Origin of the sequence: Azotobacter salinestris, from assembly GCF_009363155.1 — a bacterium.
GTDB lineage: Bacteria > Pseudomonadota > Gammaproteobacteria > Pseudomonadales > Pseudomonadaceae > Azotobacter > Azotobacter salinestris.
In genome coordinates this window covers 675,140-698,965 of record NZ_CP045302.1, presented here as the reverse complement: position 1 = coordinate 698,965, position 23,826 = coordinate 675,140, and the positions used below count along the sequence as shown (strand labels likewise).

Annotated in this window: 21 protein-coding genes; all 21 read right to left on the bottom strand. The window is 64.1% G+C overall.

All coding sequences use genetic code 11. The annotated features are described in order from the left end of the window. Positions 1–23 precede the first annotated feature (23 nt). Positions 24–1,166, bottom strand: a complete 1,143-nt coding sequence (locus tag GCU53_RS03195; protein ID WP_152386340.1) for a polysaccharide biosynthesis/export family protein — start codon at positions 1,164–1,166, stop codon at positions 24–26. A gap of 101 nt (positions 1,167–1,267) precedes the next feature. Further along, complete coding sequence (locus GCU53_RS03190) at positions 1,268–1,531, bottom strand: hypothetical protein (RefSeq protein WP_152386339.1); 264 nt, start codon at positions 1,529–1,531, stop codon at positions 1,268–1,270. Between the two features lie 252 nt (positions 1,532–1,783). Beyond that, the gene (locus GCU53_RS03185; RefSeq protein WP_152386338.1) at positions 1,784–2,770 is read right to left on the bottom strand and encodes a glycosyltransferase family 2 protein; all 987 of its coding nucleotides are present in this window, start codon (positions 2,768–2,770) and stop codon (positions 1,784–1,786) included. An 83-nt stretch (positions 2,771–2,853) separates the two neighbouring features. After that, positions 2,854–3,846 (bottom strand): glycosyltransferase family 2 protein, encoded by a 993-nt coding sequence (locus GCU53_RS03180; protein WP_152386337.1) that lies wholly within the window; start codon positions 3,844–3,846, stop codon positions 2,854–2,856. 350 nt (positions 3,847–4,196) lie between these two features. Further along, positions 4,197–5,207 (bottom strand): glycosyltransferase family 2 protein, encoded by a 1,011-nt coding sequence (locus tag GCU53_RS03175; protein ID WP_152386336.1) that lies wholly within the window; start codon positions 5,205–5,207, stop codon positions 4,197–4,199. A gap of 172 nt (positions 5,208–5,379) precedes the next feature. Continuing rightward, positions 5,380–6,246 (bottom strand): glycosyltransferase, encoded by an 867-nt coding sequence (locus tag GCU53_RS03170; protein ID WP_152386335.1) that lies wholly within the window; start codon positions 6,244–6,246, stop codon positions 5,380–5,382. Positions 6,247–6,353: 107 nt separating this feature from the next. Further along, positions 6,354–8,435, bottom strand: coding sequence for a polysaccharide biosynthesis protein (locus tag GCU53_RS03165; protein ID WP_208845434.1), 2,082 nt, complete (start codon positions 8,433–8,435; stop codon positions 6,354–6,356). A 139-nt stretch (positions 8,436–8,574) separates the two neighbouring features. Next, positions 8,575–9,399, bottom strand: coding sequence for a glycosyltransferase family 2 protein (locus GCU53_RS03160; protein WP_152386334.1), 825 nt, complete (start codon positions 9,397–9,399; stop codon positions 8,575–8,577). Between the two features lie 47 nt (positions 9,400–9,446). Continuing rightward, positions 9,447–10,694: a hypothetical protein gene (locus GCU53_RS03155; protein ID WP_152386333.1), complete on the bottom strand. Its 1,248-nt coding sequence runs from the start codon at positions 10,692–10,694 to the stop codon at positions 9,447–9,449. 308 nt (positions 10,695–11,002) lie between these two features. Continuing rightward, a complete protein-coding gene (locus tag GCU53_RS03150) occupies positions 11,003–12,640 on the bottom strand; it encodes a hypothetical protein (protein WP_152386332.1) in 1,638 nt (545 codons plus the stop codon). Between the two features lie 128 nt (positions 12,641–12,768). Then, the gene (locus GCU53_RS03145; protein WP_152386331.1) at positions 12,769–13,125 is read right to left on the bottom strand and encodes an EamA family transporter; all 357 of its coding nucleotides are present in this window, start codon (positions 13,123–13,125) and stop codon (positions 12,769–12,771) included. Continuing rightward, entirely contained in the window at positions 13,122–13,958 is an 837-nt protein-coding gene (locus GCU53_RS03140) for a sugar phosphate isomerase/epimerase family protein (protein ID WP_152386330.1), read from the bottom strand. Before GCU53_RS03140 ends, GCU53_RS03145 begins: the two co-directional genes overlap by 4 nt. Beyond that, the gene (locus GCU53_RS03135; RefSeq protein WP_152386329.1) at positions 13,955–14,749 is read right to left on the bottom strand and encodes an NAD-dependent epimerase/dehydratase family protein; all 795 of its coding nucleotides are present in this window, start codon (positions 14,747–14,749) and stop codon (positions 13,955–13,957) included. Before GCU53_RS03135 ends, GCU53_RS03140 begins: the two co-directional genes overlap by 4 nt. A gap of 31 nt (positions 14,750–14,780) precedes the next feature. Beyond that, on the bottom strand, positions 14,781–15,908 hold the full coding sequence (locus GCU53_RS03130; protein WP_152386328.1) for an NAD(P)/FAD-dependent oxidoreductase: 1,128 nt from the start codon (positions 15,906–15,908) through the stop codon (positions 14,781–14,783). Positions 15,909–15,920: 12 nt separating this feature from the next. Further along, positions 15,921–16,901: a glycosyltransferase gene (locus GCU53_RS03125; RefSeq protein ID WP_152386327.1), complete on the bottom strand. Its 981-nt coding sequence runs from the start codon at positions 16,899–16,901 to the stop codon at positions 15,921–15,923. A gap of 52 nt (positions 16,902–16,953) precedes the next feature. Continuing rightward, positions 16,954–18,129 carry a DegT/DnrJ/EryC1/StrS family aminotransferase gene (locus GCU53_RS03120; protein WP_152386326.1) on the bottom strand — a complete coding sequence of 392 codons (1,176 nt, stop codon included), beginning with the start codon at positions 18,127–18,129 and terminating at the stop codon, positions 16,954–16,956. Positions 18,130–19,161: 1,032 nt separating this feature from the next. After that, positions 19,162–19,779 carry an acetyltransferase gene (locus GCU53_RS03110; RefSeq protein ID WP_152386325.1) on the bottom strand — a complete coding sequence of 206 codons (618 nt, stop codon included), beginning with the start codon at positions 19,777–19,779 and terminating at the stop codon, positions 19,162–19,164. Beyond that, complete coding sequence (locus GCU53_RS03105) at positions 19,776–20,372, bottom strand: sugar transferase (protein WP_152386324.1); 597 nt, start codon at positions 20,370–20,372, stop codon at positions 19,776–19,778. The genes GCU53_RS03110 and GCU53_RS03105 overlap by 4 nt, the downstream gene beginning before the upstream one ends. Next, on the bottom strand, positions 20,372–21,496 hold the full coding sequence (locus GCU53_RS03100; RefSeq protein WP_152386323.1) for a glycosyltransferase family 4 protein: 1,125 nt from the start codon (positions 21,494–21,496) through the stop codon (positions 20,372–20,374). The genes GCU53_RS03105 and GCU53_RS03100 overlap by 1 nt, the downstream gene beginning before the upstream one ends. Continuing rightward, on the bottom strand, positions 21,493–22,710 hold the full coding sequence (locus GCU53_RS03095; protein ID WP_152386322.1) for a hypothetical protein: 1,218 nt from the start codon (positions 22,708–22,710) through the stop codon (positions 21,493–21,495). The genes GCU53_RS03100 and GCU53_RS03095 overlap by 4 nt, the downstream gene beginning before the upstream one ends. A gap of 15 nt (positions 22,711–22,725) precedes the next feature. Then, positions 22,726–23,811 carry a glycosyltransferase family 4 protein gene (locus GCU53_RS03090; RefSeq protein WP_152386321.1) on the bottom strand — a complete coding sequence of 362 codons (1,086 nt, stop codon included), beginning with the start codon at positions 23,809–23,811 and terminating at the stop codon, positions 22,726–22,728. Between the last annotated feature and the right edge of the window lie 15 nt (positions 23,812–23,826).

Sequence of the window (23,826 nt, the reverse complement as noted above, 5' to 3'; positions counted from 1 at the left end):
TCGGCCTGGGGCAGAGCTGCCTGCTATCGGCTCAGATCGTCCTCCAGGTTGATCCCTGTCCTGATGAAGGTGCTTGAAGGCAGCAACTGGCTGATGAAGCGGTTCCAGCGGGTGATGCCGGCGGCGCCGACGTACACCACGTCCTGGGGTTCGACATGGAAATGCGCGGCCAGTACCAGGGAAGCCGGCGACTTGGCGTCCAGCTGGAAGACCTGGGCCGTTTCCCGCTCCACATCGCCCACCCCGCGTATCACGTAGACGGCCTTCGGATCGGAGGTTTCCTGGCGCAGGCCCCTGACCAGGCCGATCACCTCGGTCAGGGTCATGCTGCGGCTCCTGAAGGACAGCGGGCCGGGCGAGACGACCTCGCCCAGCACGAAGATCCGCCGGCTGTCGTTGGTGGGCAGGTGCAGCTGGTCGCCGTCCTTCAGATAGATGCGATCGAGCTCCGTGCCGCCGCGGTTCAAGGCGTCGAGATCGAGGCGGTATTCCCTGCCGTCGCGCTTGAGGATCAGTCTGGCGATGTCGGCCCCCCCGCCGATGCCGGCCTGGCCGATGGCTTCCGGCAGCGACAGGGGAATGGTGGTCAGGGGCTGCGAGCCGGCCCTGGCGAAGGCGCCGGTGAGAATCACCCGGCGGCCGCCGAAGCGGGTCACGCCGACATCCACCTGCGGGCTCTCGATATAGCGCGCCAGGCGCCTGGCGATGTTGCTGCGCAATTCCTCGATGGTCAGGCCGGCGGCTTCGATCTCGCCGATATAGGGGTAGAACAGGCGGCCATCGGGACGCACCAGGCGGGCGTTGGCTTCGGCTGGCTGTTGTGCGCCGGCCGGGGTGGTCAGTTCCGGATGCTCCCAGACGGTGATGCTGAGCACGTCGCCGATCCCGATCCGATAGGGGCCGGGGGTGTAGCTGGTCAGTTCGGGCGGCAGGCCCTCGACGGTGCGGGCAGCCTCCTGGGTGGCCACCAGCCTGGGGGTGATGGGCACCAGCTCGAAGCGGGGGCTTTCCGGCGGACCTTTGCGGCGCAGCGCGGAGGTATCGAGGTGCGGTCCGGGGGAGAACATGCAGCCCTGAAGGACGAGGGCGGCGGCCAGAGCGACGGTGAGTGTGCGGTGCGCTACCGCGCTGCCAATATGCAGGACGGACAAGGCAAATCCCTCCATGGGCCCACGGGCCGCTGGGATGAAGATCCGTTTTCAGGCGATCATCGGTGGATGGTCTCGGAGCCGGCTGACCAGGCATGCCGCGACCGATCGGCCGGGCGCTAATGCGGGCTTCCGCTGCTCGAGGTGTCGAGGTTTGCGTGACTCGCGGCGGCACCGACGGCGAAGGCGGCAGCGGCAAGACCGATCCGCGGTGTACTGGTCGGGTCCGGCAGGTAGGCGGCGGACTGCAGGCTGCCCGGTAGGCGCTGGGCCGGGCCGGACAGAAAAGGCGGAAGGATGGATGCCGGGGTTGGAGCGGCTGCCTCGTCGGCGATGGCCAGGCCGAGAAAGCTCAGCAACAGGACCGGTGGGAGTGCTTTCATGCTTCAGGCTCCATCTCGGGAAAAGGAGAGCCCTTCACACAGCGTGGGCAATCAAAGGCTAGGCTGTGTCGCTGCCGGCAGCCAAGCGGCAGGACGATTTTCTCCCACTCAGTCGGACAGGCATGCGTCTGCGAAGTGGCCGATCCGCGAGCAGGGCCAGCCGGATCGGCTCCATACCGGCTCCGAAGCGTACGTGATCGTCAGTCGTGCCGACAGCGCAGGGCGTGGGTTGGTGGGTATCTCGGGCCTCCGCTACATGCGCAGACTTTTCCTGAGGGAGTTTCTCAGTGCGAGCAGTTCGGGAAAGACGGAAAACAGGATGCGCTTGACTTTCCTGCGTTCGATTTTCGTCCTTGCGAACAGCATCACCAGCCTGCCCCTCACGTGCAGGGGAAGTCTGCCCGCGTAGGTCAGCTTGCAGGTTTCCAGGGCACGGAGGAGGTTGAGCTGGACGAACTTGTTCAAGGCCGCTGCTGCTTCGCTGTCTCCTGGGGCCAGCTCGAGCTTCAGGAGTTCCCTCGCGACGATCAAGTATCCGTTTATATGCTTTTTCTGCTTCTTCTGCGTCGTGATCGAGTCCGGACGGATACGCCGGTTGTAAAGCTTGTCCGGAATGCAGGTGACCTTGGCATGTTCCTTTTCGAGGAGAAGCCTGGTCGTGAACAGATTGTCCTCGTGCACGATCTTCGGGTAGAACCTCAGACCTTCGAATTCCTTTCTCCGGTACATGTAGAGACAGGCCATCATCAGATAATTGCTGAGCTGGATCGACTGAGTGAAAAAGGTGCGTGCCGGAATGCAGGCGCCGTGCAGGCCCGGAACTCTTTCGCCTCTGAAGTTTTCTCTCAGGCTCTCGTCCACTCCATCGAAGAAAACACTCAATGCAAACGAGACCATGTCCACCTGCTGACGCCTGAATATTTCCACGCAGGTGGATACGGCCTGTCTTTCCAGAAAGTCATCGCTGTCCACGAACAGAATGTATTCGCCGGTCGCCAATTCGAGGCCCGTGTTTCTGGCGATCGATAAGCCCTGGTTTTTCATGCTCCTGACGATCAGGTTGCCGTGCCTGGCACGGAATGTTTCGAGTATTTCCAGGCTGGCGTCCGTGGAGCCGTCATTGATGGCGATGATCTCCAGGTTGTCGTAGTCCTGATTGACGACCGAGTCCAGGCATTGTGCAAGGTAAGGTTCCACGTTGTAGACGGGAATGATGATGCTGACCTTTTCCGGAGCCATGGTGATTTCCTCATGCCAAGAATGAAGTGGGAGATCAGGGTGTGCCTGCCTGGCTGATTCAGGGAGCTGACGAACGGCGCCCGCTAAGTACCTGAACGGAAATTTTTCCTGAGGGAGTTTCTCAGTGCGAGCAGTTCGGGAAAGACGGAGAACAGGATGTGCTTGACTTTCCTGCGTTCGATTTTCGTCCTTGCGAACAGCATCACCAGCCTGCCCCTCACGTGCGGGGGGAGTCTGCCCGCGTAGGTCCGCTTGCATTTTTCCAGGGCACGGAGAAGGGTGAGCTGGACGAACTTGTTCAAGGCCGCTGCTGCTTCGCTGTCTCCCGGGGGCAGCTTGAGCCTCAGGAGTTCCTTCGCGACGATCAAGCATCCGTTTATATGCTTCTGCTGTGTCTTCTGCGTCATGATCGACCCGGGACGGACACGCCGGTTGTAAAGTTTGTCCGGAATGCAGGTGACCTTGGCATGTTCCTTTTCGAGGAGAAGCCTGGTTGTGAACAGATCGTCCTCGTGCACGATCTTCGGATAGAACCTCAGGCCTTCGAATTCCTTTCTCCGGTACAGGTAGAGATAGGGCATCACCAGATAGCTCCCGAGCCGGACCGACTGACTGAAGAAGGTGCGTGCCGGAATGCAGGCGCCGTGCAGGTCCGGGGTTCTTTCGCCTCTGAAGTTTTCTCTCAGGCTCTCGTCCACTCCATCGAAGAAAACATTCGATGCAAAGAAGACCATGTCCACCGGCTGACGCCTGAGAATTTCCACGCAGGTGGATACGGCCTGTCTTTCCAGAAAGTCATCGCTGTCCACGAACAGAATGTATTCGCCGGTCGCCAATTCGAGGCCCGTGTTTCTGGCGATCGATACGCCCTGGTTTTTCGTGCTCCTGACTGTCAGGTTGCCGTGCCGGGCACGGAATGTTTCGAGTATTTCCAGGCTGGCGTCCGTGGAGCCGTCATCGATGGCGATGATCTCCAGGTTGTCGTAGTCCTGATTGACGACCGAGTCCAGGCATTGTGCAAGGTAAGGTTCCACGTTGTAGACGGGAATGATGATGCTGACCTTTTCCGGAGCCATGGTGGTTTCCTTGTGCCGGGAATGAAGTGGGATATCGGGGTGCGCCTGCCTGGTTGATTCAGGAGTTGAGGAACGACACCCGCATCGGCAGCAGGCTGACAACATGAACTTCACGAGGGCACTTCCAAACACTCACCTCCGAGCGTGCCCGGAACAGGCAGCGCATGGGGCAGTCAAGAGAGCGCAAACTCTACCGGGACGAAGGCTTTTGGAAGCTCCCTTAAGGGGAATATCCATGGGGGCGGGCAGGATGAGGCATTGAAAAGCTGTAAATGAAATCAGGCCCGGCTGTTTTGCTGAGGGTAATGGGTATTTTTCTATTGCCAAGCAACTTCGAGAGCTGTGGGGGCTTATCTCGGGGCTCTCAGGAGCTCCATGGATTGCAACGTTTTGACAAGCTTTCTGGTGATCTGCTTCATGATGGGTTGTTCGACGGGAGGCTTGCGCTCGGGGCGTGCGGCAAGCAGGGCAAGCCCATGTGGGTAGTGTTGGTATAGCATGTTGGTGGCCTGTTGGAGTTCCTCCCTGTATTCGGAAAGGTCTTCAAGGTTGTCGATGTTGTAATTCCCCCATCTCAGCTGCGTCCTGTACATTTCCGTAATATTTTCCAGCGCACTGGCGCCTAGCTCGGAATATTTGCTGGCTGCAATGGCATAAGCTCTATATGTTTCTACATATGCCTTGGGGCGACTAAGGATCGATGTGGTGCTGGCTTGGTTGTGAGTGTAGTCATAAAGGATGTCTTTCATGAGGTAGACTGTGGAGGCCTTTGAAAAGCAACCTATATTCAGTAGCAAATCTTCATTGAGGTTCTGTCGCCAGGGAAAGTACATTTTTTTAAGTGGCAGGATGATTTCCTTCCGGTATAGCTTGTTGCATAACATTCCGGTTCCGAACTCGAAGCGACAAAACTTGCGGAATACATCTGCGTTGATTTCGGTGTTCTCAGGGAAGCTGATTTTGGTGCCCAGGCGTTCTCCGGACTCGGCTACGCGATATGAGCCACATATGACTATATCGGCCTGATGCTTGTTGGCCACCTCATGCATCGAGCCGAACATGTCAGGATGAACTGTGTCATCGGAATCGAGAAAGCCTATCCATGCCCCGCTGGCATGTTGTAGACCTAGCAGGCGTGCATTATGAGTACCCTGATTTACTGGTTGGCGCAGGTAGATAAGGTTAAGACTCTTTTCTTTCAAGTTAATGATTTGCGATGATTTGTCCGTAGATGCATCATCCACTACGATAATTTCAATATTTTCAAGTGACTGGCTGGCCAAACTATCGAGAGCACGCTGGATGTAGCGCTCGGCATTATAGGTAGGCACTATGACTGAGACGGCTATCGCGTTCTTCACTGCGTTGCTCCATGCTCAGGCTATATGGGGGAAGTTTTCTCGCAGCTTCTTGGCAGGATGCTTATTGATGTTGCTCCGGCCCGTCTTTTCTGAAATCGCTCGAGCGGTGTATAGAGCACGCCACCTTGCCGAAGCGATTATGTGTTGCGCCCGGTTTTGACGGTCGTCATGCTTAGGATACCTGTTTATCCGCCTGTACATTTCCCAGGGTGGTTTTTTCGATCTCGTTGAAATAGCTCTTGACTCGCTTGAAGGACACGTCGTTGTTGCACGTCGGAATCCCGAGACGGCCAAAGGTGTTTATTTTGACTTTGTTCAGGGCTTGGCGTGCAAGGCTGTGCGAGGTCAGGGTATTTTGAGTTTCCAGGCCGTGCTCATGGTTGATGGTGAGAATCTCGCGCATGGCCTCCGGGCACGATAAAACAGGGGTTTTGGAGCGGGCGATTATTTCGCTTATCCATAGGTCGTCGCATTTCGGACAGATTGTCAGGTAGTCCTGGTTTTTCCGGAACTCTTCCTTTATATGATTTTTCTTGAGGATTGCCCCGCCCACACCCGTGATCAGGTAGTCGCTGTCGAGTTCGACCTCTTTTTTGGCTATGGGCCAGAGCATGTAGGTCTTGTGGTAGCCGAACAGGTTTCGCTTGCTGATGCGGATGCGCGAGGCCACGATCTTTTCTTCGTTGTGCTCCTGGAATTTGCTGATCAAAAGATTGAGCCAGTTTTCCTTGTATATCGTGTCATCGTCGGCATAGACGATGATCTGATCGTCGCTTGCCGCATCCAGGGCAGGGAACAGCTTTCTGTAGGGGCCGGTATTCGCCGTCCATCTGAACTCTATGATGTTTCTCAACTTGTTCAGCTCCTGAGCCCATCTCGGCTCCCTGTCTATCCCCTGGTCTATCAGGTACGCCTCCCTGGACACCCAGATGACGATCTTGGGGGGGAGGGTCGATTGGTTCAACAGCGACCATACGGTTTGCGAACACAAGTCCAATCGGTTGTAGGTGGTCGTAATGTTTACGGTGAGGTTGCTCATCTGTTCCGTTGCTCTTGTCCAGTCAATGTGTTTTCGGGGGGCGGGTCGGCCTTGGCCTGGTGCGGGTTCGGACGGTGCTCGCGGCGTTCGACGCCGGGCCGGTCCCGTCAGGGGTTTTCACTGTTCGGCCTGGCATCCTGCGGCACCACCAGGTGCATCCAGGCGGGAACGGTGTGACAGCTGGCCGGATGTTCCTGCGGAAGATGTCCGAGGATTTCCTGGCTCGGCCGATAGCCGCTGACGGTGCGTTGCAGCAGCTCGCGGATGCGCGGGAAGTCGTCGGCTTCGAGCGCCCCGGCCAGGGCCTCCAGACGCGGCTTCAGCTCCCGCCAGGGCAGGTGCTCCTCGTGGGCGCGCAGAATCCGGCTGTGGCTGGTCGGCGTCGCGCCGTCGCCGATCAGCAGCTCCTCGTAGAGCTTCTCGCCCGGGCGCAGGCCGATGAAGCGGATCTCGATGTCGCCGTCCGGGCTGGCCTCCGTGCGCAGCGAGAGGCCGGACAGGCGCACCATCTTCTCCGCCAGGTCGAGGATCTTCACCGGCTCGCCCATGTCCAGCACGAAGACGTCGCCGCCTTCGCCCATGGCGCCGGCCTGGATCACCAGCTGCGCCGCCTCGGGGATGGTCATGAAATAGCGGGTGATCTCCGGGTGGGTGACGGTGATCGGCCCGCCGTTGCGGATCTGCTCGCGGAACAGCGGGATCACCGAGCCGGACGAGCCCAGCACGTTGCCGAAGCGAACCATGGTGAAGCGCGTGCGGTTGGGCTGCGGCGCCAGGCCGGGCTCGCCGAACAGCTCCAGCTCGCGCTCCCGGGAGAAGGCCTGCAGCACCATCTCGGCCAGGCGCTTGCTGCCGCCCATCACGTTGGTGGGGCGCACCGCCTTGTCGGTGGAGATCAGCACGAAGTTGCGCACCCCGGCGCGCATCGCCGCCTGGGCGGCGCGCAGGGTGCCGAAGGTGTTGTTGGACACGCCTTCGCTGATGTTGATCTCGACTAGCGGCACGTGCTTGTAGGCCGCGGCGTGGTAGAGCGTATCGACCCCCCAGTGGCGCAGCGTGTCGAGCAGGCGGTCGCCATGGCGGACCGAGCCGAGGACGGGCACCAGGCGCAGGCTCAGACCCTCCTGGCGGATCCGCTGCTCCAGCTCGCCCTGGATGCTGTACAGGTTGTACTCGGCGTGCTCGAAGAGGATCAGCGTGGCCGGCCTGTTGGCGAGGATCTGCCGGCACAGTTCCGCGCCGATAGAGCCGCCGGCGCCGGTCACCATCACCACCTGGTCGCGGATGCAGCGCTCCTGCAGCTCGGGCTGCAGGGGCACCGCATCGCGGCCGAGCAGGTCGGCGATATCCACCTCCTGCAGGTCGTTCACCGTGAGGCGGCCGCAGGCCAGCTTGGCGATGCTGGGCATCGAGCGTACCGGCAACGAGTAGGCCTGCAGCATCTCGAGGATCTTGCGCCGGCGGCTGCGGCTGGCCGAGGGAATCGCCAGGACGATCTCGGTGGCGCCGGTTTCCCTGAGCATGCGCGGCAGCTGATCGGGGGCGTAGATTGGCAGGCCGGCGATCGTGCGTTCGGCGAGGTGCGAATCGTCGTCGATGAAGGCCACCGGGCGCAGCGCATGGCCCATGAGCAGGGCGTGGGCGAGCTGGTTGCCGGCCGAGCCCGCGCCATAGATGGCCACCCGCGGCAGGCAGTCCTCCTGGCGCCTGAAGGACAGCTCGCGCAGGTTGAACCAGTCGCCGGTGAAGTACTGGCGCATGGCGATGCGCAGTCCGCCGATCAGCAGCAGGCTCAGTCCCCAGTAGTTGAAGATCATCGAGCGCGGGATCAGCAGGCTCGTCTTGCCGTGGAGGAAGATGACCAGGGCCAGCAGCAGTGCCGACAGGGTGACCGCCTTGGCGATGGTCAGCAGGGCTTCGTTGCCCAGGTAGCGCATGACCGCGCGGTACATGCCCAGACGCACGAAGATCGGCAGGGCGACGGCGGGCGCGGCGACGAACAGCCAGGCATGGTCGTCGAGAGGTTCGATCAGGCTCATGTCCTCGAGGCGGATGTAGAAGGCCAGCCAGAGGGCGAGCCAGACGAGCAGGATGTCCACGCTGACCTGGATGAGCCGCTTCTGACCATGGGAAAGGTCCAGCAGGCGCTGGCGAATGGAGTGCGAAGGTTCCTGGTGTGGCGATTTCATCGGACGATGAACCTCCTCTGCTGCAATGGCATCCGCCGGTGAGGCCGGAATGCGGAGGTAGTCTTCAGTCCCTGAGTGCGTGAAACCGTCCTGGAAGGTTGGAGTCGGTGACGATCATGGGCTTGTGAGCGACGGGCGCTTAGCCGAAGCCGTCCGGAGGGGCGTCGTAGCGGCCGGCACAGGCGCGAAACAGCACCACCAGCAGCGCGAGGTGGCCCCTGACGGCAGCGATCTTGGTCGGCACCTCGTCCTTCGGATAGCGCCTGACGCTGGGCAGCTCGATGCAGCGATAGCCCAGTCTGGGCACGCGGCTGGACAGATAGGCCAGCAGCTCGTAGCCGCTGAAGACATCGCGAAACGGCGCGATCCGCGGGTCGAGCAGCATTCGCCGGCTGTAGGCGCGAAAGCCCTGGGTGGTGTCGGTCCAGCGGAACCCGGAAGCCCAGCTGAGCAGCGGCGCATGCAACAGGCGAATGGCGAGATAGCGCGAGCGTGGCGTGTTCTCCGCGCTTCCGCCGGGAATGAAGCGGGAGGCCTGGACGAAGTCCACCCCCTGGCGCAGGGCCTCGACGAAGCAGGGGATGGCCTGCGGGTCGTCCTTGTCGTTGCCGTCGATGGTGACGATGCCCTCGTAGCCCTGGTCGAGGGCGAAGGCGTAGGCACAGCGCAGCTGGGCGCTCAGCCGGCCCGGCCCGGTCTTGAGCAGCAGCCCGTGCACGCCCTGCTGCTGCAGGGCTTCCGGCTCCAGGGAGCCGTCGCTGCTGCCGCCATCCACGATCAGCAGGTCGGCGACGGCGGCGATGTCGAGCGCTGCCATCCGGGACAGCAGGCTGCGGATCCGGGCGCCTTCGTCGATGACCGGAATCACCACGCACCACGGGTGGCGGCGACCGTGCCAGAAGGGCGTATCGAAGGTGGGTACCTGCCAGTGGCGGCGGGCGGCAGCTGCAGTATCGGTGATCATCTTCATTCCTCCGCGCAGGGACTGGCGAAGCCGGCGGTGTGCCGCGGTCAGGAGGGGGCGAGGGCGCCTGCATCCTTCCGATGCCGGGCGCCTGACAGCCTGGCGATGAAGCCGACCGCGAAAAGTCCGAAGGGCAGCGAGAACACCAGCGTCGCATAGCGCGGATGGAACAGCAGGTGTCCCGGCTGGACGAACAGCCAGCTGGCGGAACCGAGGAGCAGGAACAGCACGAAGCCCAGCTCCGCTGCGTGCAGCTGGCGCCTGGCATGGCGCAGGGCGAGGGCAATCAGCGCCAGGCACAGCCCCAGGGGAACGCCGTAGCCGTTGAAATCGATGAAGTTCATGACCAGCAGCTTGGCGGCCTGGCTCCAGAGTGCCAGGCCATGATCGTCCAGGCCGCGGATGGACCAGGCCTCCGAGCGTCCCAGCAGATGGTCGAGCCCGGAGAGGCCGAAGTTCGCGGAGAACAGCAGATCGTAGTGGAGGAGGCTGATCAGGAAGGCACAGACGCTCGAGATCCCGACGACCAGTGCCCGGCGTGCGGCGCTGCTATCGCGGTGGATGAAGAAATCCCAGGCGTGGGGCGTCATGGCGGCCAGCACGATGACGGTGATGAATTCGTAGCCGGCGAGGAACTTGACGAGAAAGGCCGGGAGCGTGGTGAGGAACAGGGCGTAGCGGTTGCGGATCCCGAGCATGTCCAGCAGGCAGGTGACGGCCAGCGGAAGCATGAACAGCCAGAGCGACCAGTAGAGCGAGCCGGCGAACAGGTTCATGCCGGTCGAGAAGCTCAGAAAGGCGAGGCCGGCCAGCGAAGGCAGGGGCCCGAAATTCTTTCGCATCCAGACCAGCGGCACTGCCGCCACCAGGGCGGCGAGGAGGACCGACAGGGTTTTCTGGAGCCGATAATGGGCGTCGTGGATGTCCAGCAGCTCGGTCAGCCCGGCCCAGAACCAGGCCTGCACGCCGATCTGCGAGCGGTAGGGCGCCCCGTGTGCGAGCGGACCGGAAGCCGACTGCCGGCCGGCAGACTCCGTCTTTTCGGATCCGCTCCGCCACAGATGGAAGCTGTAGGGATAGGGAGCGTCCCGGACGGCAAAATCGATCCGGTTGAACACCAGGTTCTCGCTGTTGCGATCGAACTGCCTCTCGCCGTTGACCGCATAGGTCGGGTAGTCCTTGTAGAGGAACGGCAGGGCATTGCTCTCGTACTGCACAAGATTCAGACCGGTAAAGAGCGCCAGGCTGAAGAGAAGGTAACTTGCAACCAGGTTGTGCTTGAAGTACCTGAGCATGCGATGCGTCCGCTGAATAGTTGTGTGCTCTGCCTGGACAGAAGCCGTTAGCCAGAGGTCATGACCGGCCCGATGTGTTTTTCGCAAGGATGGTCATTGCTCTTCGGGCAGGGAGAGAAGCCAGGGGCCTGGTGATATTAATCCGGCAATACGAAAGCACAAATAAGGCTCATACCAGTATCGGCATATATCCTTGATTTTCAAGGAGAAACCAAAATACAGAAAGTGCCCTATTGTATTGCCGGATTAATATGTGGATGATCTGTATTCACGTGCAGTTCATGAGCAGGAGTCGGCTGCTCGATGATTTATCCGTCGTTTCGGTTCTTCAAATATCGAATGCAATATTCGAGATGGCACTTTTCCTGTGCGTATTCGTTTCTGAGAAAGTCGTTGAGACTGGGAAAGCGGGCATGCATCGTTTTTCCATCGATACGGAAAGACCAGTAGGTGGATGAGTATATGATTGCCTTTGGGCGCTGCTTCTTCATGGAGTCGATCATCTCTTTCTCGTAGCGACGATCGGCATAGACCGGATACGTGAAGCGAGAGCAGGCAGGCAATCCGGTCAGACCATTGATGACCCCGCTGTTCGCAAGGTCGAACACGCAGTGGGAGCCGCTGCTTAGCAATTCCCGGGAGGCCCAGCGAACTCCTTCGGTGACGAGTAGCGGGTTCGGTGGCGGTGAGTCCAGATAATCGAGCCAGACATATTCCTTGTCGCTGTGCCCCTTTGCTACCTGAAGCAGGGAGGAGGACAGGGTCAGGACCAGTAATAACGTGGCCAGCGTGTGAGACATGGCTTTTGTCCTGGCCAGGGGAAAAGCGTGGGACAGCGCGATGATCACGCTGGCCGCCATTGGTATGAATACGGGATTCCTGAATTTATAACTGGCCATGAAGAGAGCGACGAAAATCAGGCCCAGTGAGGCTTTCAGGATGGGGCCGGGCTTTTTTTCCCGCGTCGACGAATACCAGTAAAGGCTTGCAAGCAAAGGTCCCCACAGGCCCATGAGGATGTGCCCGAGGTCGATCCTGTTCGAGCCGATCTTGAACAGGAACAGCGAAAGCAATATGAAAAACAGGCAATTCGGCAGATGGTTCGTCGATGCTTTCCGATCGAACATCGCCAGGAGTAATAGCCCTATGGCCAGCGCATTCGCAAGGGCCAGCAGGCCAGCCAGGAAAATACCGTAGCCGTGTTTCCATTCCTTGCTCCATTGTGATGCTGTCTCGAGCAGAATCTTGACGTTATCGAAATAGCCGCTTAGAGAGGCCTGAGGGAATACAAGCTCGATTGCCAGGAGGGTAATGGCAAAAGAGACGAGCGATGATGAATACAGTCGACTTCTGAATAGCTGGACGAGGCAGGCGCTGCCTAATGAGACAGCTGCGGTAATGCCTCTGTCGAAAGACCAGAACAACCCCAGGGCGACCACGACTCCAAAGCATACTTCAAGCACTTTTGCACTGAAGGGGTTGTCTTGCTTTTGTATGGAAAAATACAAGTAGATTGACAGGAGCAGCATCACATCCCTGTAGCCGACGAAGGCAGGGGCGCAAAGTGCCCAGGCAAGGCTTATAAAGAGGCTGTGTGGCCTGTCCTTCGAGAAATCCTCTGCCAGCAGATAAAGAAGTATCGCGGCGGCGACATCCAACAGCCGATAGATAAGCCAGGTCGGGAAGAAGTAATTCTCATGGCCGAAGGTGTGGAATGCTATGAGTCCCGGAATATAGTCGAGTGCGCCATGGATGGTCAGCGGTACGAGCGTGTATTGGCTGGATAGCAATGTGGCCAGAGACGCGAAGTATTCACCGTGGTGAAACGAGTCATGCAGGATCCCGCCCTTCATCTTCATGCTGGCCAGCGAAACGACGAGCAGGCAAGCGATCCCCAGGATGATGCCAAAGCGGCGGTTCCCATGGCGTATGGAGTGACTTGGCATTGGACGTCTCCACGGCAGTATGGGGATGTCACTTCCCTGAGGGTATGGAACGCATCTCCGCAACCGACAGGTCGGCGCGGGGCCAATGCAACCGGTTGGGCTCCAGTTGGCAGGTGAATCGGAAAGTCTCAAACCGTTCGCGCCGTGATCAGCGCCACGCCCGCGATGACCAGCACGATCCCGGCCCCTGTCGTCCAGTGGAAGGCCTCGCGGAAGACCAGCAGCGAGAACAGGGCGACGGTCGCCACCGCCCCTGCGGTGAGGATCGGATGCGCGACATTGAGCGGCAGGTGAACCAGCGCGGCGGCGTAGAGCAGGAAGGCCGCCCCGTAGAGGCCCAGGCCCAGCCAGAACGGCCAGTTCTGCAGGGCCGCCAGCGGCTCTTCGAGGGAGGGGAACCTGCGCGGCGGCATCATGGCCAGCTTGACCAGCACGCTGGCGGATGCGTTGGCGACGATCCCCGACAGCAGAATCAACCACTTCATGGTCTGGCTGCACTCCCCTGGTCGCGGTAATGGCGGATGGCCGCGTCGAGAGCGCGTCCGATCGCGGCGGCGTGCGGCTCGGTTTCGGTTGCCAGCATCTCGACGGTCGTCACATGCCCGGGCAGGAGCCGCGCCAGAGCACCCGCCAGGCTGGCGTGATCGGCGCCCCCGTCGCCCAGCGGCAGCAGGTCGGGCTCGCTGAGGTGGACATGCCCGATCAACGCCGAGCAGTCCTCCAGCACGGCCCGCGGGTCTTCGCCGTTGAGGGTCAGCGTTCCCGTGTCCAGCTGCATTCTTATCGCCGGATGCTCGACCAGCCTCACGAAGTGCGCGGTTTCGAGGCTGCCGGTCAGGAAATTCGCGCCGTAGCGGGGCGGGTTGGGTTCGAGGCAGAGGATCACGCCCTCGGCTTGGGCGATGTTGCCCAGCCGCCGGAAGAACGGTACCGCCAGCTCCAGCGCCGCCTGCTCGTCCAGGCCGCTGCGGTCGCGGTTCTTCGGCGAGCCGAAGACCAGGCGCCGGGCGCCCAGAATTGCACCGATGCGGCAGACGGCGGCCAGATGCTTCAGCATCGCCTCGCGCACCTGCGCCGCGCCGAACAGGTTCAGGCCCCGGGTGCCGAACAGCAGCGCCTGCATGCCGGTGATCTCGATGCCGCGCGCGGACCACCAGTGCCTGACATGCTCGATCTCCCGTTCGCTCGCCTGGCCGGGCTCCGGGAAGTACTTGCCGGGGGCGACGTCGATCGCATCGATGCCGCGCGCCTGCAGCAGCCCGGCGATCGCCGGGTCTTCGTCGCGCTCCCAGGCGATGTTGGAAATGGCCAGTCTCATGCCTTCGCCTCGGTGGCGGACGCGCGGGCGAGCGGCTCGGACTGCGCATAGGCCCTGATCGCCAGCAGGCTTTCCCGCGCGCTGTACTGGTAGCGGCCGGTACTGCCGAAGATCCGCGCATGGCGGGTCTGCAGGTCGTAGCTCGCCGGTCTGGCGGCCAGGCGATTGTCGAAAGGCCTGCCGAAGCCCAGGCGCGCGACCTCCGCCACGCCGAGCGGCTCCGCGGTCAGATGCAGCAGCCGCAGACCGGCCGCGAGCGCGATCTGGATGTCGTACCAGAGGTTGACCATCGGGTAGAACTGGAAAACGCTGCGACTGTCGATCGCCTCGAGGTTGTTGCCGTTCAGCAGGTCGAAGACGACGTTCTTGCGCAGGCGCGGCCCCACGAGTCCCGGCAGGCGAACGATCAGGTGTCCGGGGAAGTGCCGCTCGACGAACTCTTCGAGCCTGCGGCGGTGCAGGCCGTAGGGATGCAGGCCCCACTCGTCGACGGGGCTGTCCTCGTCCATCCCCGAAGGGGTTGCGAAGACGTCCACGGTGCTGATCAGCACGAACCTGCGGCAGCGCACCGTTTCCAGATGGGCGATCAATGCCTCGATGTTCCGCCGGTCCGCTTCCGGGTCGCGGTTGGCGAGCCATTTCTGCGCGGGGGCGCCGGCGCAAACGACGCTGTCGAAGGTCCGGCCCTCGATCTCGCGGATGTTCGTCGAGCGATAGAGGGCGTCGAAGCGGGTCTGGGCCAGCAGGGTGGTGCCGACGAATCCGCTAAAGCCGATCAGTGCGTTAGTCATGGCCTTCGCTTTCCACTGGCGGATGAATGGTTCACGCGATCTCCTGCTCGTCGAGCCTGTCGAGCACGTCGTAGATGTTGTCGATCTTGCCGCCCAGCACCGAGTAACAGCCGGGCAGTTCGCGGTGCTGCTCGAAGAGGATGGGCCTTCCGTCGTCGTCCTCGTTCCTGATCAGCACGGTCTTGACCTCGAACAGGGAATCGACGTGGACCGCCCCGAGCACGGCGGGCATGTAGCGGGCCGCGTCCCTGAGCATGCGGTCGGCCCGGCTTTCATGTTCATGGCGGTCCAGTTTCCGGTAGGGGTCGAGTCCGGGCGCATCGTCCCAGTGCAGATGCGGGGTGTAGCGGACATGGCTGAGGCTGTGCAGGCTGCGCGCGGGAAAGGGCATCAGCGAGAAGAAGGGCCCGTCCATGACCGTGACGCCCAGTCCCTGCAGGGCGGTGGGCATCCGCAGCAGGGCGATTTCCGTGATTTCCTGCTTGAGGCCGGTCCGCGTCCCGGGAAAGTCCCCGCGGAGCTGGTTGAGCCCGCTGTAGCTGCAGTTGAACAGGTAGCGGCAGGAGAGGCGTTCCCGCGTTCCCTGGCCCGTCTCCGCCGTTACCTGCAGCATGCCGTTCGGTCCGCGGAAGATCGCGCTGGCCTGCGTCTCGTAGCGGATCCGCACGCCGCAGGCCTGCAGTTCGCGCTCGGCCCAGGCGGCCAGCCGGGTGGCGTCGAAGACGCATTCCTCGACCAGGAACACCTCCTCGATCAGGTGCGGCTCGAACAGCGCGCGCAGCGGCGGGGGCGCCGGCTGGAGCCTGGCGCCGATCTCCCGGCAGAAGCGCTCGAACTGGCGGGCGGTGACCTTGGAGTTGTGGCGGGCGATCGCATACAGCTTGATGAAGTCCTGCCGCACCGCCTCCGGCCACTGGCGCACGAAGCGGGGCAGGTTGACCCGGCTGCGATAGGCCGTGGTGAAGCTGCGCGGGTAGTGGTAGCCGTTGTGTACCCGCGCCTGGTTGTTATGGGAGGCGCGCCTGAGCAGCGCCGGCTCGCGCTCGATCAGGGTGACGCGCCCGAGCCCGCGCTGCCTCGCCAGGTAGACGGCGATGACGCAGCCATAGAAACCGCCACCGATCACGATCGCATCCTGATCTGCAGATGGAATGGACATCGCGATACCTACCTAGGACAGGGCTTCCTCGACGTTCAGCTTCTCGCGCCGTGTCATGCGCGCGCTGGTGAATTCCTGGCTGACGTAGAAGCGCGGGCCTTCGCTCGACAGGCTGGCCATGGTCAGGATGTACTCGCCCAGCACCAGCAGAACCAGGGAGATCAGGAAGAACATGCCGGACTGTTGCAGCGAGACGCTGATCCAGCCGGGGGCGATGTCGCTCTTGAACAGCCCCACTGCGATCACGTAGCCGGAGTACAGGAGATTGCCCACCGCGCCGAACAGGGACAGCGAGGTCACCAGGCGCATGGGCGCGTGTGTCGTCGACACCAGCAGGCGCATGCCGCGGTCGATGCTGTCGAACAGATGCTTGCCGGTCCGCCCCCTGGGACGCGCGCTGTAGTCGAGGTTGGCGCGGGCGAATCCCCCGCTGGCGGGCAGATGGCGGTAGGTGATGGCCGGCTGGGGATGCTGCAGGATGAAGTTGACCACGCGCCTGCCGAGAATGCGGTACTGCGGTGCCTCCCTGTCCAGATGGATGCCGCTGAACAGGCGGTAGAGGGCATTGAAGAGGGCGCAGGCCAGCCGGTAGGCCAGAGCCTGCGGGGGCTTCTGCCGATTGCAGGCGAAGACCGCCTCGGCGCCCTTCATCGCCTGTTCGAGCATGGCCGGCAGAAAGCCGATGTCGTCGCACAAGGGATCGATGACTGCGATGTAGTCGCCCAGGGCGTTCTCCAGGCCGACCCAGGCGGCGGTATCCATGTCCACTTCCTTGTTCAGGGCGTAGATCTGCAGGTTGGCCAGTCCGTTTTCGCCGGTGAGCCGCTGCAGGACCGCGACGCTGCCGTCGTGAGAGGCGTTGTCGATGATGATGAGCTCGTAATCGTTGGCGATCGCGGCGATCTCGGCGGCCGCTTCGGTCAGCAGGCGCTCCAGGCAGGGCGCCTGGTTGCGCATGACGAACACCACCGTCAGGAAAACAGGGAACATCATTACTAAACCCTCCGGAAGTGGGAATGACGAGTCGCCGGCCACTAGGGCCGGCTCAGTGCGCCGCCTCGTCCATCACGGCGCCCAGCACGGTGCAGGTGCGTTCGATCTCCAGAACACTCAGGGTGGGATGGACGAGGAACATCAGGCTGGTCTCGCCCAGTTCGCGGGCCACAGGCAGGCGCTCGGCCGGGCGCCAGGGGCTGTCCTCGAAGGCCCGCTCCAGGTACACCTCGGCGCAGCTGCCGGAAAAGCAGGGCACGCCGCGCGCGACGATCTCGTCGAGGATGCGCTCGCGGCTCCAGTCGCTCTTCAGCCGGGAAGGCTCGACGAACAGGTAGCACTTGTAGGTGGCGTGCTCGATGTCCGCCGGCAGTTCCGGCACGCGCAACCCCGGCAGGCGCCGCGCGCAGCGCCAGATGCGTTCGGCGTTGGCCTGCCGCCGCGCGTGCCAGTCGGGCAGCCGGCGCAGCTGGATGCGCCCGAGCGCCGCCTGCATTTCGGTCATCCGCCCGTTGCCGCCGAAGCTCTCGTGCAGCCAGCGGAAGCCCGGCGGATGGCGGCGCGCATGCACCGCCTCCCAGCTCTTGCCGTGGTCCTTGAGCGACCACATCCGCGACCACAGCGACCGGTCGCTGGTGGTGACCATGCCGCCCTCGCCGCCGGTGCTGATGATCTTGTCCTGGCAGAACGACCAGGCGCCGACATGCCCGATGCTGCCGACCGAGCGGCCCCGGTAGCGCGCGCCGTGGGCCTGGGCGCAGTCCTCGATCACCTTGAGGCCGTGGGCCTCGGCCAGCGCCATGATCGGATCCATGTCGCAGGGCCAGCCGGCCAGGTGCACGCAGAGCAGCGCCCGGGTGCGCGGCGTCAGCACCGCGCGGATGGTCTCGGCGGTGACGTTCTGCGAGTCGCGGTCGATCTCGGCGAACACCGGCACGGCACCGGCGTTGACGATGCAGGACACCGAGGCGAAGAAGGTGCGTGGCGTCACCACCACCTCGTCGCCCGGGCCGATGCCCAGGGCCCCGAGCGCCACGTCCAGGGCCACGGTGCCGTTGGCCAGGGCGATGGCGTGGGCGCAGCCGCTCCAGGCGGCGAATTCCTCCTCGAAGGCGCGGCACTCCTGGCCGGTCCAGTAGTTGACCCGGTTGGAGAGCAGCACCGCGCGCACGGCGTCGGCTTCTTCCTCGGTGAAGCAGGGCCAGGGGGCGAAGGGGCTGTCCAGCATCTTGGAAAGACCTCCAGGATATTGGCGAGGGTGGTTCGATGGACACGCTGGCGTGTCGTGCGGGTGGGTGGTGCTGTGAGCGGGAGCGGTTCCGTGGCGGAGCGCCGTTACGGAGTTCGCAGACCTTCTGCGAACGGTCCATGAATCTGTGCGAGTGCTCGTCTGGCATTGGGGGCGAATTCGTGTCGCCCCGTCGTCGCAGAGGAATCTGTTCCTGCAAGCCACCGCCACGCCGGCGCCGTTCATCACCAGCAGGGCAACCGCATGAAACGCCGATACCGGGCTGGAAAGACTGTGTGAGCCTTGGCATGGCTGCTTGCCGAGTGGGCCGACACTCCCTGTTTCGGCCCCCCGGCCGAGTCACTTTTTCTTGTCTGGCCAAGAAAAAGTAACCAAAAAGAAGGCCACCCCCTCATCCGGCCCTGCGCTTCGCTCCGGGTTCCCTCGCTCCATCGCCGCTCCAGGGGCTCGCCGCGAAGGGCCATCCATGGCCCATCACGGCTCTCGCGGCATCCTTGCCGCTCGGCCCCCTCCACGACGATTCCGCTCGGCCTCCTGAAGGGGGAGTCCGGCGCTGCCCGACAGGCCGTGCCGGAAGAGCGAAAGCGCTTTCAGGCGGCTCGGAGTTCGACTCCCGTCCAGGAGGCCGAGCGCAGGTGTCGCGTAGAGGGGCGAGCCGCAGGACGCGGCGAGAGTCGTACGAGGGGCATGGATGCCCCTTGTGCGACGACCCTCGGAGCGGCACCGGAGCGAGGGAACCCCAGCTGCGCAGCGGCTGGGGCCGGATGGTCGGGTGCCCTTTTTCTTTGGTTACTTTCTTGTTGGGCAAGCAACAAGAAAGTGACTCGGGCGGGGGCCCGAAACAGGGAGTATCAGAGCACTCGGCAGGCAGCCAGTGCAGCGAGTCCGAAGGCCATGCCGGAGCGACCCGACGCACCATCTTTTTTCCAGCCCGCTTTCACCCTCATACGATTGCCCTGTTATCAGCCACCGATACCGGGCTCCGCGAACGTCACGATGTCCTGACCCGGCTCAGAGCGGCCGCGCCGGAACGCCGACCACCGTGGCGCCGTCCGGCACGTCGGCCACCACCGCCGCGCCGGCGCCGACCATCGCCCGCCGGCCGATGCGCAGCGACTGGCGCACGCTGGCGCCGATGCCGATCCAGCTCAGGTCGCCCACCTGCACGCCGCCGGCCAGGCGCGCGCCGGGGCTGACGTGCACCGCCTCGCCCAGCAGGCAGTCGTGGTCGACGCTGCAGCCGGTGTTGAGAATGGCGCCCGGACCGACTCGGGCGTCGACGTTCAGCACCGCGCCGGCGAACACCACCGAGCCGGCGCCGAGCCGGGCATGGGCGCTGACCGTGGCCGTCGGGTGGATCAGTGTGACCAGCGGCGCCCCGGCATCGCGCAGGCGGCGCAGCCGGTCCTGACGGATGCGGTTGTCGCCGATCGCCACCAGCACCCCGTCGAAACCGGCCAGGGCGTCGAACAGCATCGAGCCGTTGCCGATCACCACCCAGGGACCGTTGTGCTGGCGTTTCGGCCAGGCATCGTCGAAGAACACCAGCGAGCGCCAGCCGCAGCGTTCGGCGGTGTCCGCCACCACCTTGCCGTGACCGCTGGCGCCGAGAATGGCCAGTCTTTTCATGGTTTGCTCCCGGTGAAGCGGGCCATGGTCGCCTCGCCCTCGGCATTGATGCCCTCGCGCGCCAGCACCCGCCGCAGGGTCAGCAGCAGAATGCGCAGGTCGAGGCGAAACGAGCGGTGGTCCACGTACCAGACATCCAGGCGGAATTTCTCTTCCCAGCTTAGAGCATTGCGGCCGTTGACCTGGGCCCAGCCGGTGATGCCGGGGCGGACCGCGTGGCGGCGGGCCTGCTCCGGGGTGTAGAGCGGCAGGTACTCCATCAACAGCGGGCGCGGGCCGACCAGGCTCATGTCGCCCTTGAGCACGTTCCACAGCTCCGGCAGCTCGTCCAGGCTGGTGGCGCGCAGGAAGCGGCCGAACGGCGTCAGGCGTTCGGCGTCGGGCAGCGGCATGCCGTGCGCGTCCAGCGCCTCGCGCATGCTGCGGAACTTGAGCAGCTCGAACGGCCGGCCGCGCAGGCCGGGCCGCAGCTGGCGGAACAGCACCGGCGTGCCGATCCGCCGGCGCACCAGCCAGGCCAGCACCAGCAGCAGCGGGGCGAGCAGCAGCAGGGCGCTGGCGGCGACGAGGATATCGAACAGGCGCTTGAGCATCACAGCCCCATCTCCTGCAGCAGCCGGGCGTTGATCCGCTGCACGTCGTATTTCTCCTCGGCCAGCTGCCGCGAGCGGCCCCCCATGCGCACGGCCAGCGCCGGCTCCTCGATGAAGCGCTGCATGGCGCGGGCCAGCTCGTCCACCGCCTTCACCGGCACGCGAAAGCCGTTGTCGCCGTCCACCACCGTCTCGCGGCAGCCGGGGGCGTCGGTGGTGATCACCGCGCGGCCCATGGCCATGGCCTCCAGCACCGTGCGCGGCGTGCCCTCGCGGTAGGAGGGCAGGACGTACACGCTGCAGGCGGCGATCGCCGGGCGCACGTCGTCCAGGCGGCCGAGGTAGCGCAGCGTGCCGTCGGCGATCCAGCCGTCCAGCTCCGCCTGGCCGATGGCGTCGGGGTTGTCGTCGATCCAGCCGACCAGGGTGAAGAGCGCCGCTGGGCAGCGGTTCTTCACCTGGCGCGCCGCCGCGGCGTACTCGCGCACGCCCTTGTCGCCCAGCAGCCGGGCGATCAGCAGGAAATGCGGGCGCGCCGGCACGGGCGCGACGGGATATTCGAGCAGGTCGACGCCGGAGCCGTTGATCACGCAGGAGGGAATCGCCGGGCCGAGGATGCCCTGGCCGCGGAACAGGGCCTGGTCGTCGGGGTTCTGGAAGAACACCTTGTGGGTCCGCCGCAACGCCAGGGCGTACAGGCGCGGCAGCAGGGCGTGCAGCAGGCCGCGGGCGCCGCCGTCCCCGGCCTCGCCGAGAAAGGCGTAGCCCAGCCCGGTGATCAGTGCGAAACGCTGCGGCACCCCGGCCCAGGCGGCGGCCAGCGAACCGTAGATCACCGGCTTGGCGGTGTAGCCGAGGACGTGGGTCGGACGGATGCGCCGCTTCAGCCGCCACAGGTGCAGCAGGGTGGCGCAGTCCTGCAGCGGGTTCATGCCGGTGCGCCGCAGCGGCAGGTCGTGCACGTGCAGGCCGCGCGCTTCCAGGCGCCGGCGCAGGGGACAGCCGGGCGCCAGTTGCGGCGCCGCCACGTGCACCTCCAGACCGCGGGCGAGCAGAGCCTCGAGCAGCGGGCCGCGGAAGGCCAGGAGCGAGTCGGCGAAGCCGGCGACGAGCAGGAAGATCATGGTTCGTGCCTCTGTCCGGGACGGATGCCGTAGCGTTGATAGATCTGCATGACCGGGCTCGGCGGCGGGCTCGCCGGGCGCACCTGCTGGCGCACCGTGCCGAGCGCCGAGAGGAACAGGAGGATCAGCATGGGGGTGAACATCCATTTCTGGCGCAGGGCGATGCCCAGGTTGGCCGTGGTCATGGCCAGCATCGGCCAGGCGACCAGGGCGTAGCTCCAGAGGAAGATGCGGTTTTCCCGGTAACGCCGGCCGGCGGGACGACGCAGCATGGCGCGTCCGCCCATGACGAACAGGTAGAGCAGGATCATGTTGTCGAGGGCGGCGGCCAGGGCGAAGATGCTGAACGCCTCGAACGGCAGCGGGCGGAACAGATAGGTGAACAGCTGCATCGGCAGGCTCATGGAGGAGATGTCCACCGCGCCGCCGCCTTTCATGTTGTGCTCCTGGCGACCCTCCACGTACTCCATCAGCGCTTCGGTGTCGGTGCCCTTGACCCCGGCGTACTCCAGCCCGAAGGGCACCAGGGAGGCCGCCACGGCGACGGCGATGCTGCCCAGCAGCACCCGCCTGGCCAGGGAGGTCTTCGGGTGCAGCAGCAGGGCCAGGCTCAGGCTCATGACCAGCATGCCGGCCATGTGCGGGCGGACCAGCAGCAGGATGGCGACGGCGATCCCGACCAGCGGGGTGCGCCGCTGCAGGTCCAGCGCCGCCCACAGGGCGAGGCCGGTGGCGAGGAAGGACAGGGCGTCCTTGCCGATGCCCGATGTCCAGAAGCTCACCGAGGGCAGGAACACGATGAGGGTGGCCAGCCGGCGGTAGAGGCGCCTCTTGCCGTGGGTGACGGCGCGCAGGCTGGCGTCGAAGGCCAGCAGGCCGAGGCTGCCGAAAATGTTGTAGACCAGGAAGGCGCCGAGCAGGGACAGGCCCGGGTACTTGATCAGCAGGTGGGTCAGGTAGATGACGCCGTAGGTGCCGACATGGAACTCGGGTGCGCCGCTGCGGGCCGCGCGGTAGTAGCTGATCGCATCGCCGCCGTACTTCAGGGTGTACCAGGCATAGACCAGGCAGAACAGCGTGTGCCAGACGTAGAGCGTCAGGCCGCGGCCGGTGCCGGTGCGGAAATGGCGGCCGGCCCAGGTGACCAGGAGCGCGCCGATGAGGAAGATCAGGATGGCGCTGATGACGTGCCAGACGGATGAGACCAGTGCCATGGCTATTTTCCCCGATCAATGGGCCAAAGCCTTGCGGCTGGCCGGAAGCACCGCGGCCAGGGTGTCCAGCAGCACCGGCAACTGGCGCTGCAGCGAATAGCGGTTCTCCACGGCCTGGCGCCCGGCCCGGCCCAGCCGTTCCCGTTCGGAGGCCGAGGTCAGCAGGCGGGACAGGGCGTCGTGCCAGGCATCGCCCGAGTCGGCCAGCAGGCCCGCGCCGCTGTGCTCGACGATCTCCCGGTTGGCGCCGGTCGACGAGGCCACCAGCGGCACGGCGCAAGCCATGTACTGGATCAGCTTGTAGCCGCACTTGCCGCGCTCCCAGGGCCCGTCCGGCAGCGGCATGATGCCGACGTCCATGCGCCGGATCAGCGCCGCCTCGCGCGCCTCGCTCCAGGGCTCGATCTGGATCTCGATGCCGGGCAGGCAGGCGCGGATCTCCGCCGTCGCGCCGACCAGCAGCAGGTGCGCGCCGTATCGCCGGCAGGCCTGCTGCAGGGGTTCGCGGATGTCGAGCAGGTACTTCTGGGTGGAGGGCGAGCCGATCCAGCCGATCACCGGGTGCGCGGCCGGCGCCACGATGCGCGGCTGGTAGCGGGCCTGGTCCACCACGGTGGGAATCACCGTCACCCGGGCCGCGCCGGCGGCGCGGGCGCGCTCGGCCAGGTAGTGGTTGCCGGCGATCACGCCGCTGGCGCTGCGCATGACCGCGTCGATCTTGCCGCCCAGCAGCCGGCGGACCAGGGGATTGCGCGCCTGGTCGTAGCTGTGGAACACCGCATCGTCGTAGTCGACGATCCAGGGCGTGCCCAGCTGGCGCTCGACCCAGGCGGGCAGGTAGGGGAAGAGCTCCTTCTCGATCCACAGCAGGTCGTGGTCGCCGGCCCTGGCGAGCGCGGCCAGGCGGCGCAGGTAGAGCGCCGCGGTCCGTCCCGGCGAGCGCCGGCCGTACCGGTAGAGGCTTTCCAGGTAGGCCTCGTCGAACAGGCTCTGCACCCGGACCTCGTGGCCGGCGGCCTGCAGGTGGGGCAGATACTGCAGGGTGCGCAGCCGGCTGCTGGCGCCCGTGCGCGGGTAGCGGGTGAGCAGGAGGATCTTCATCTCGGTTCTCCGCGG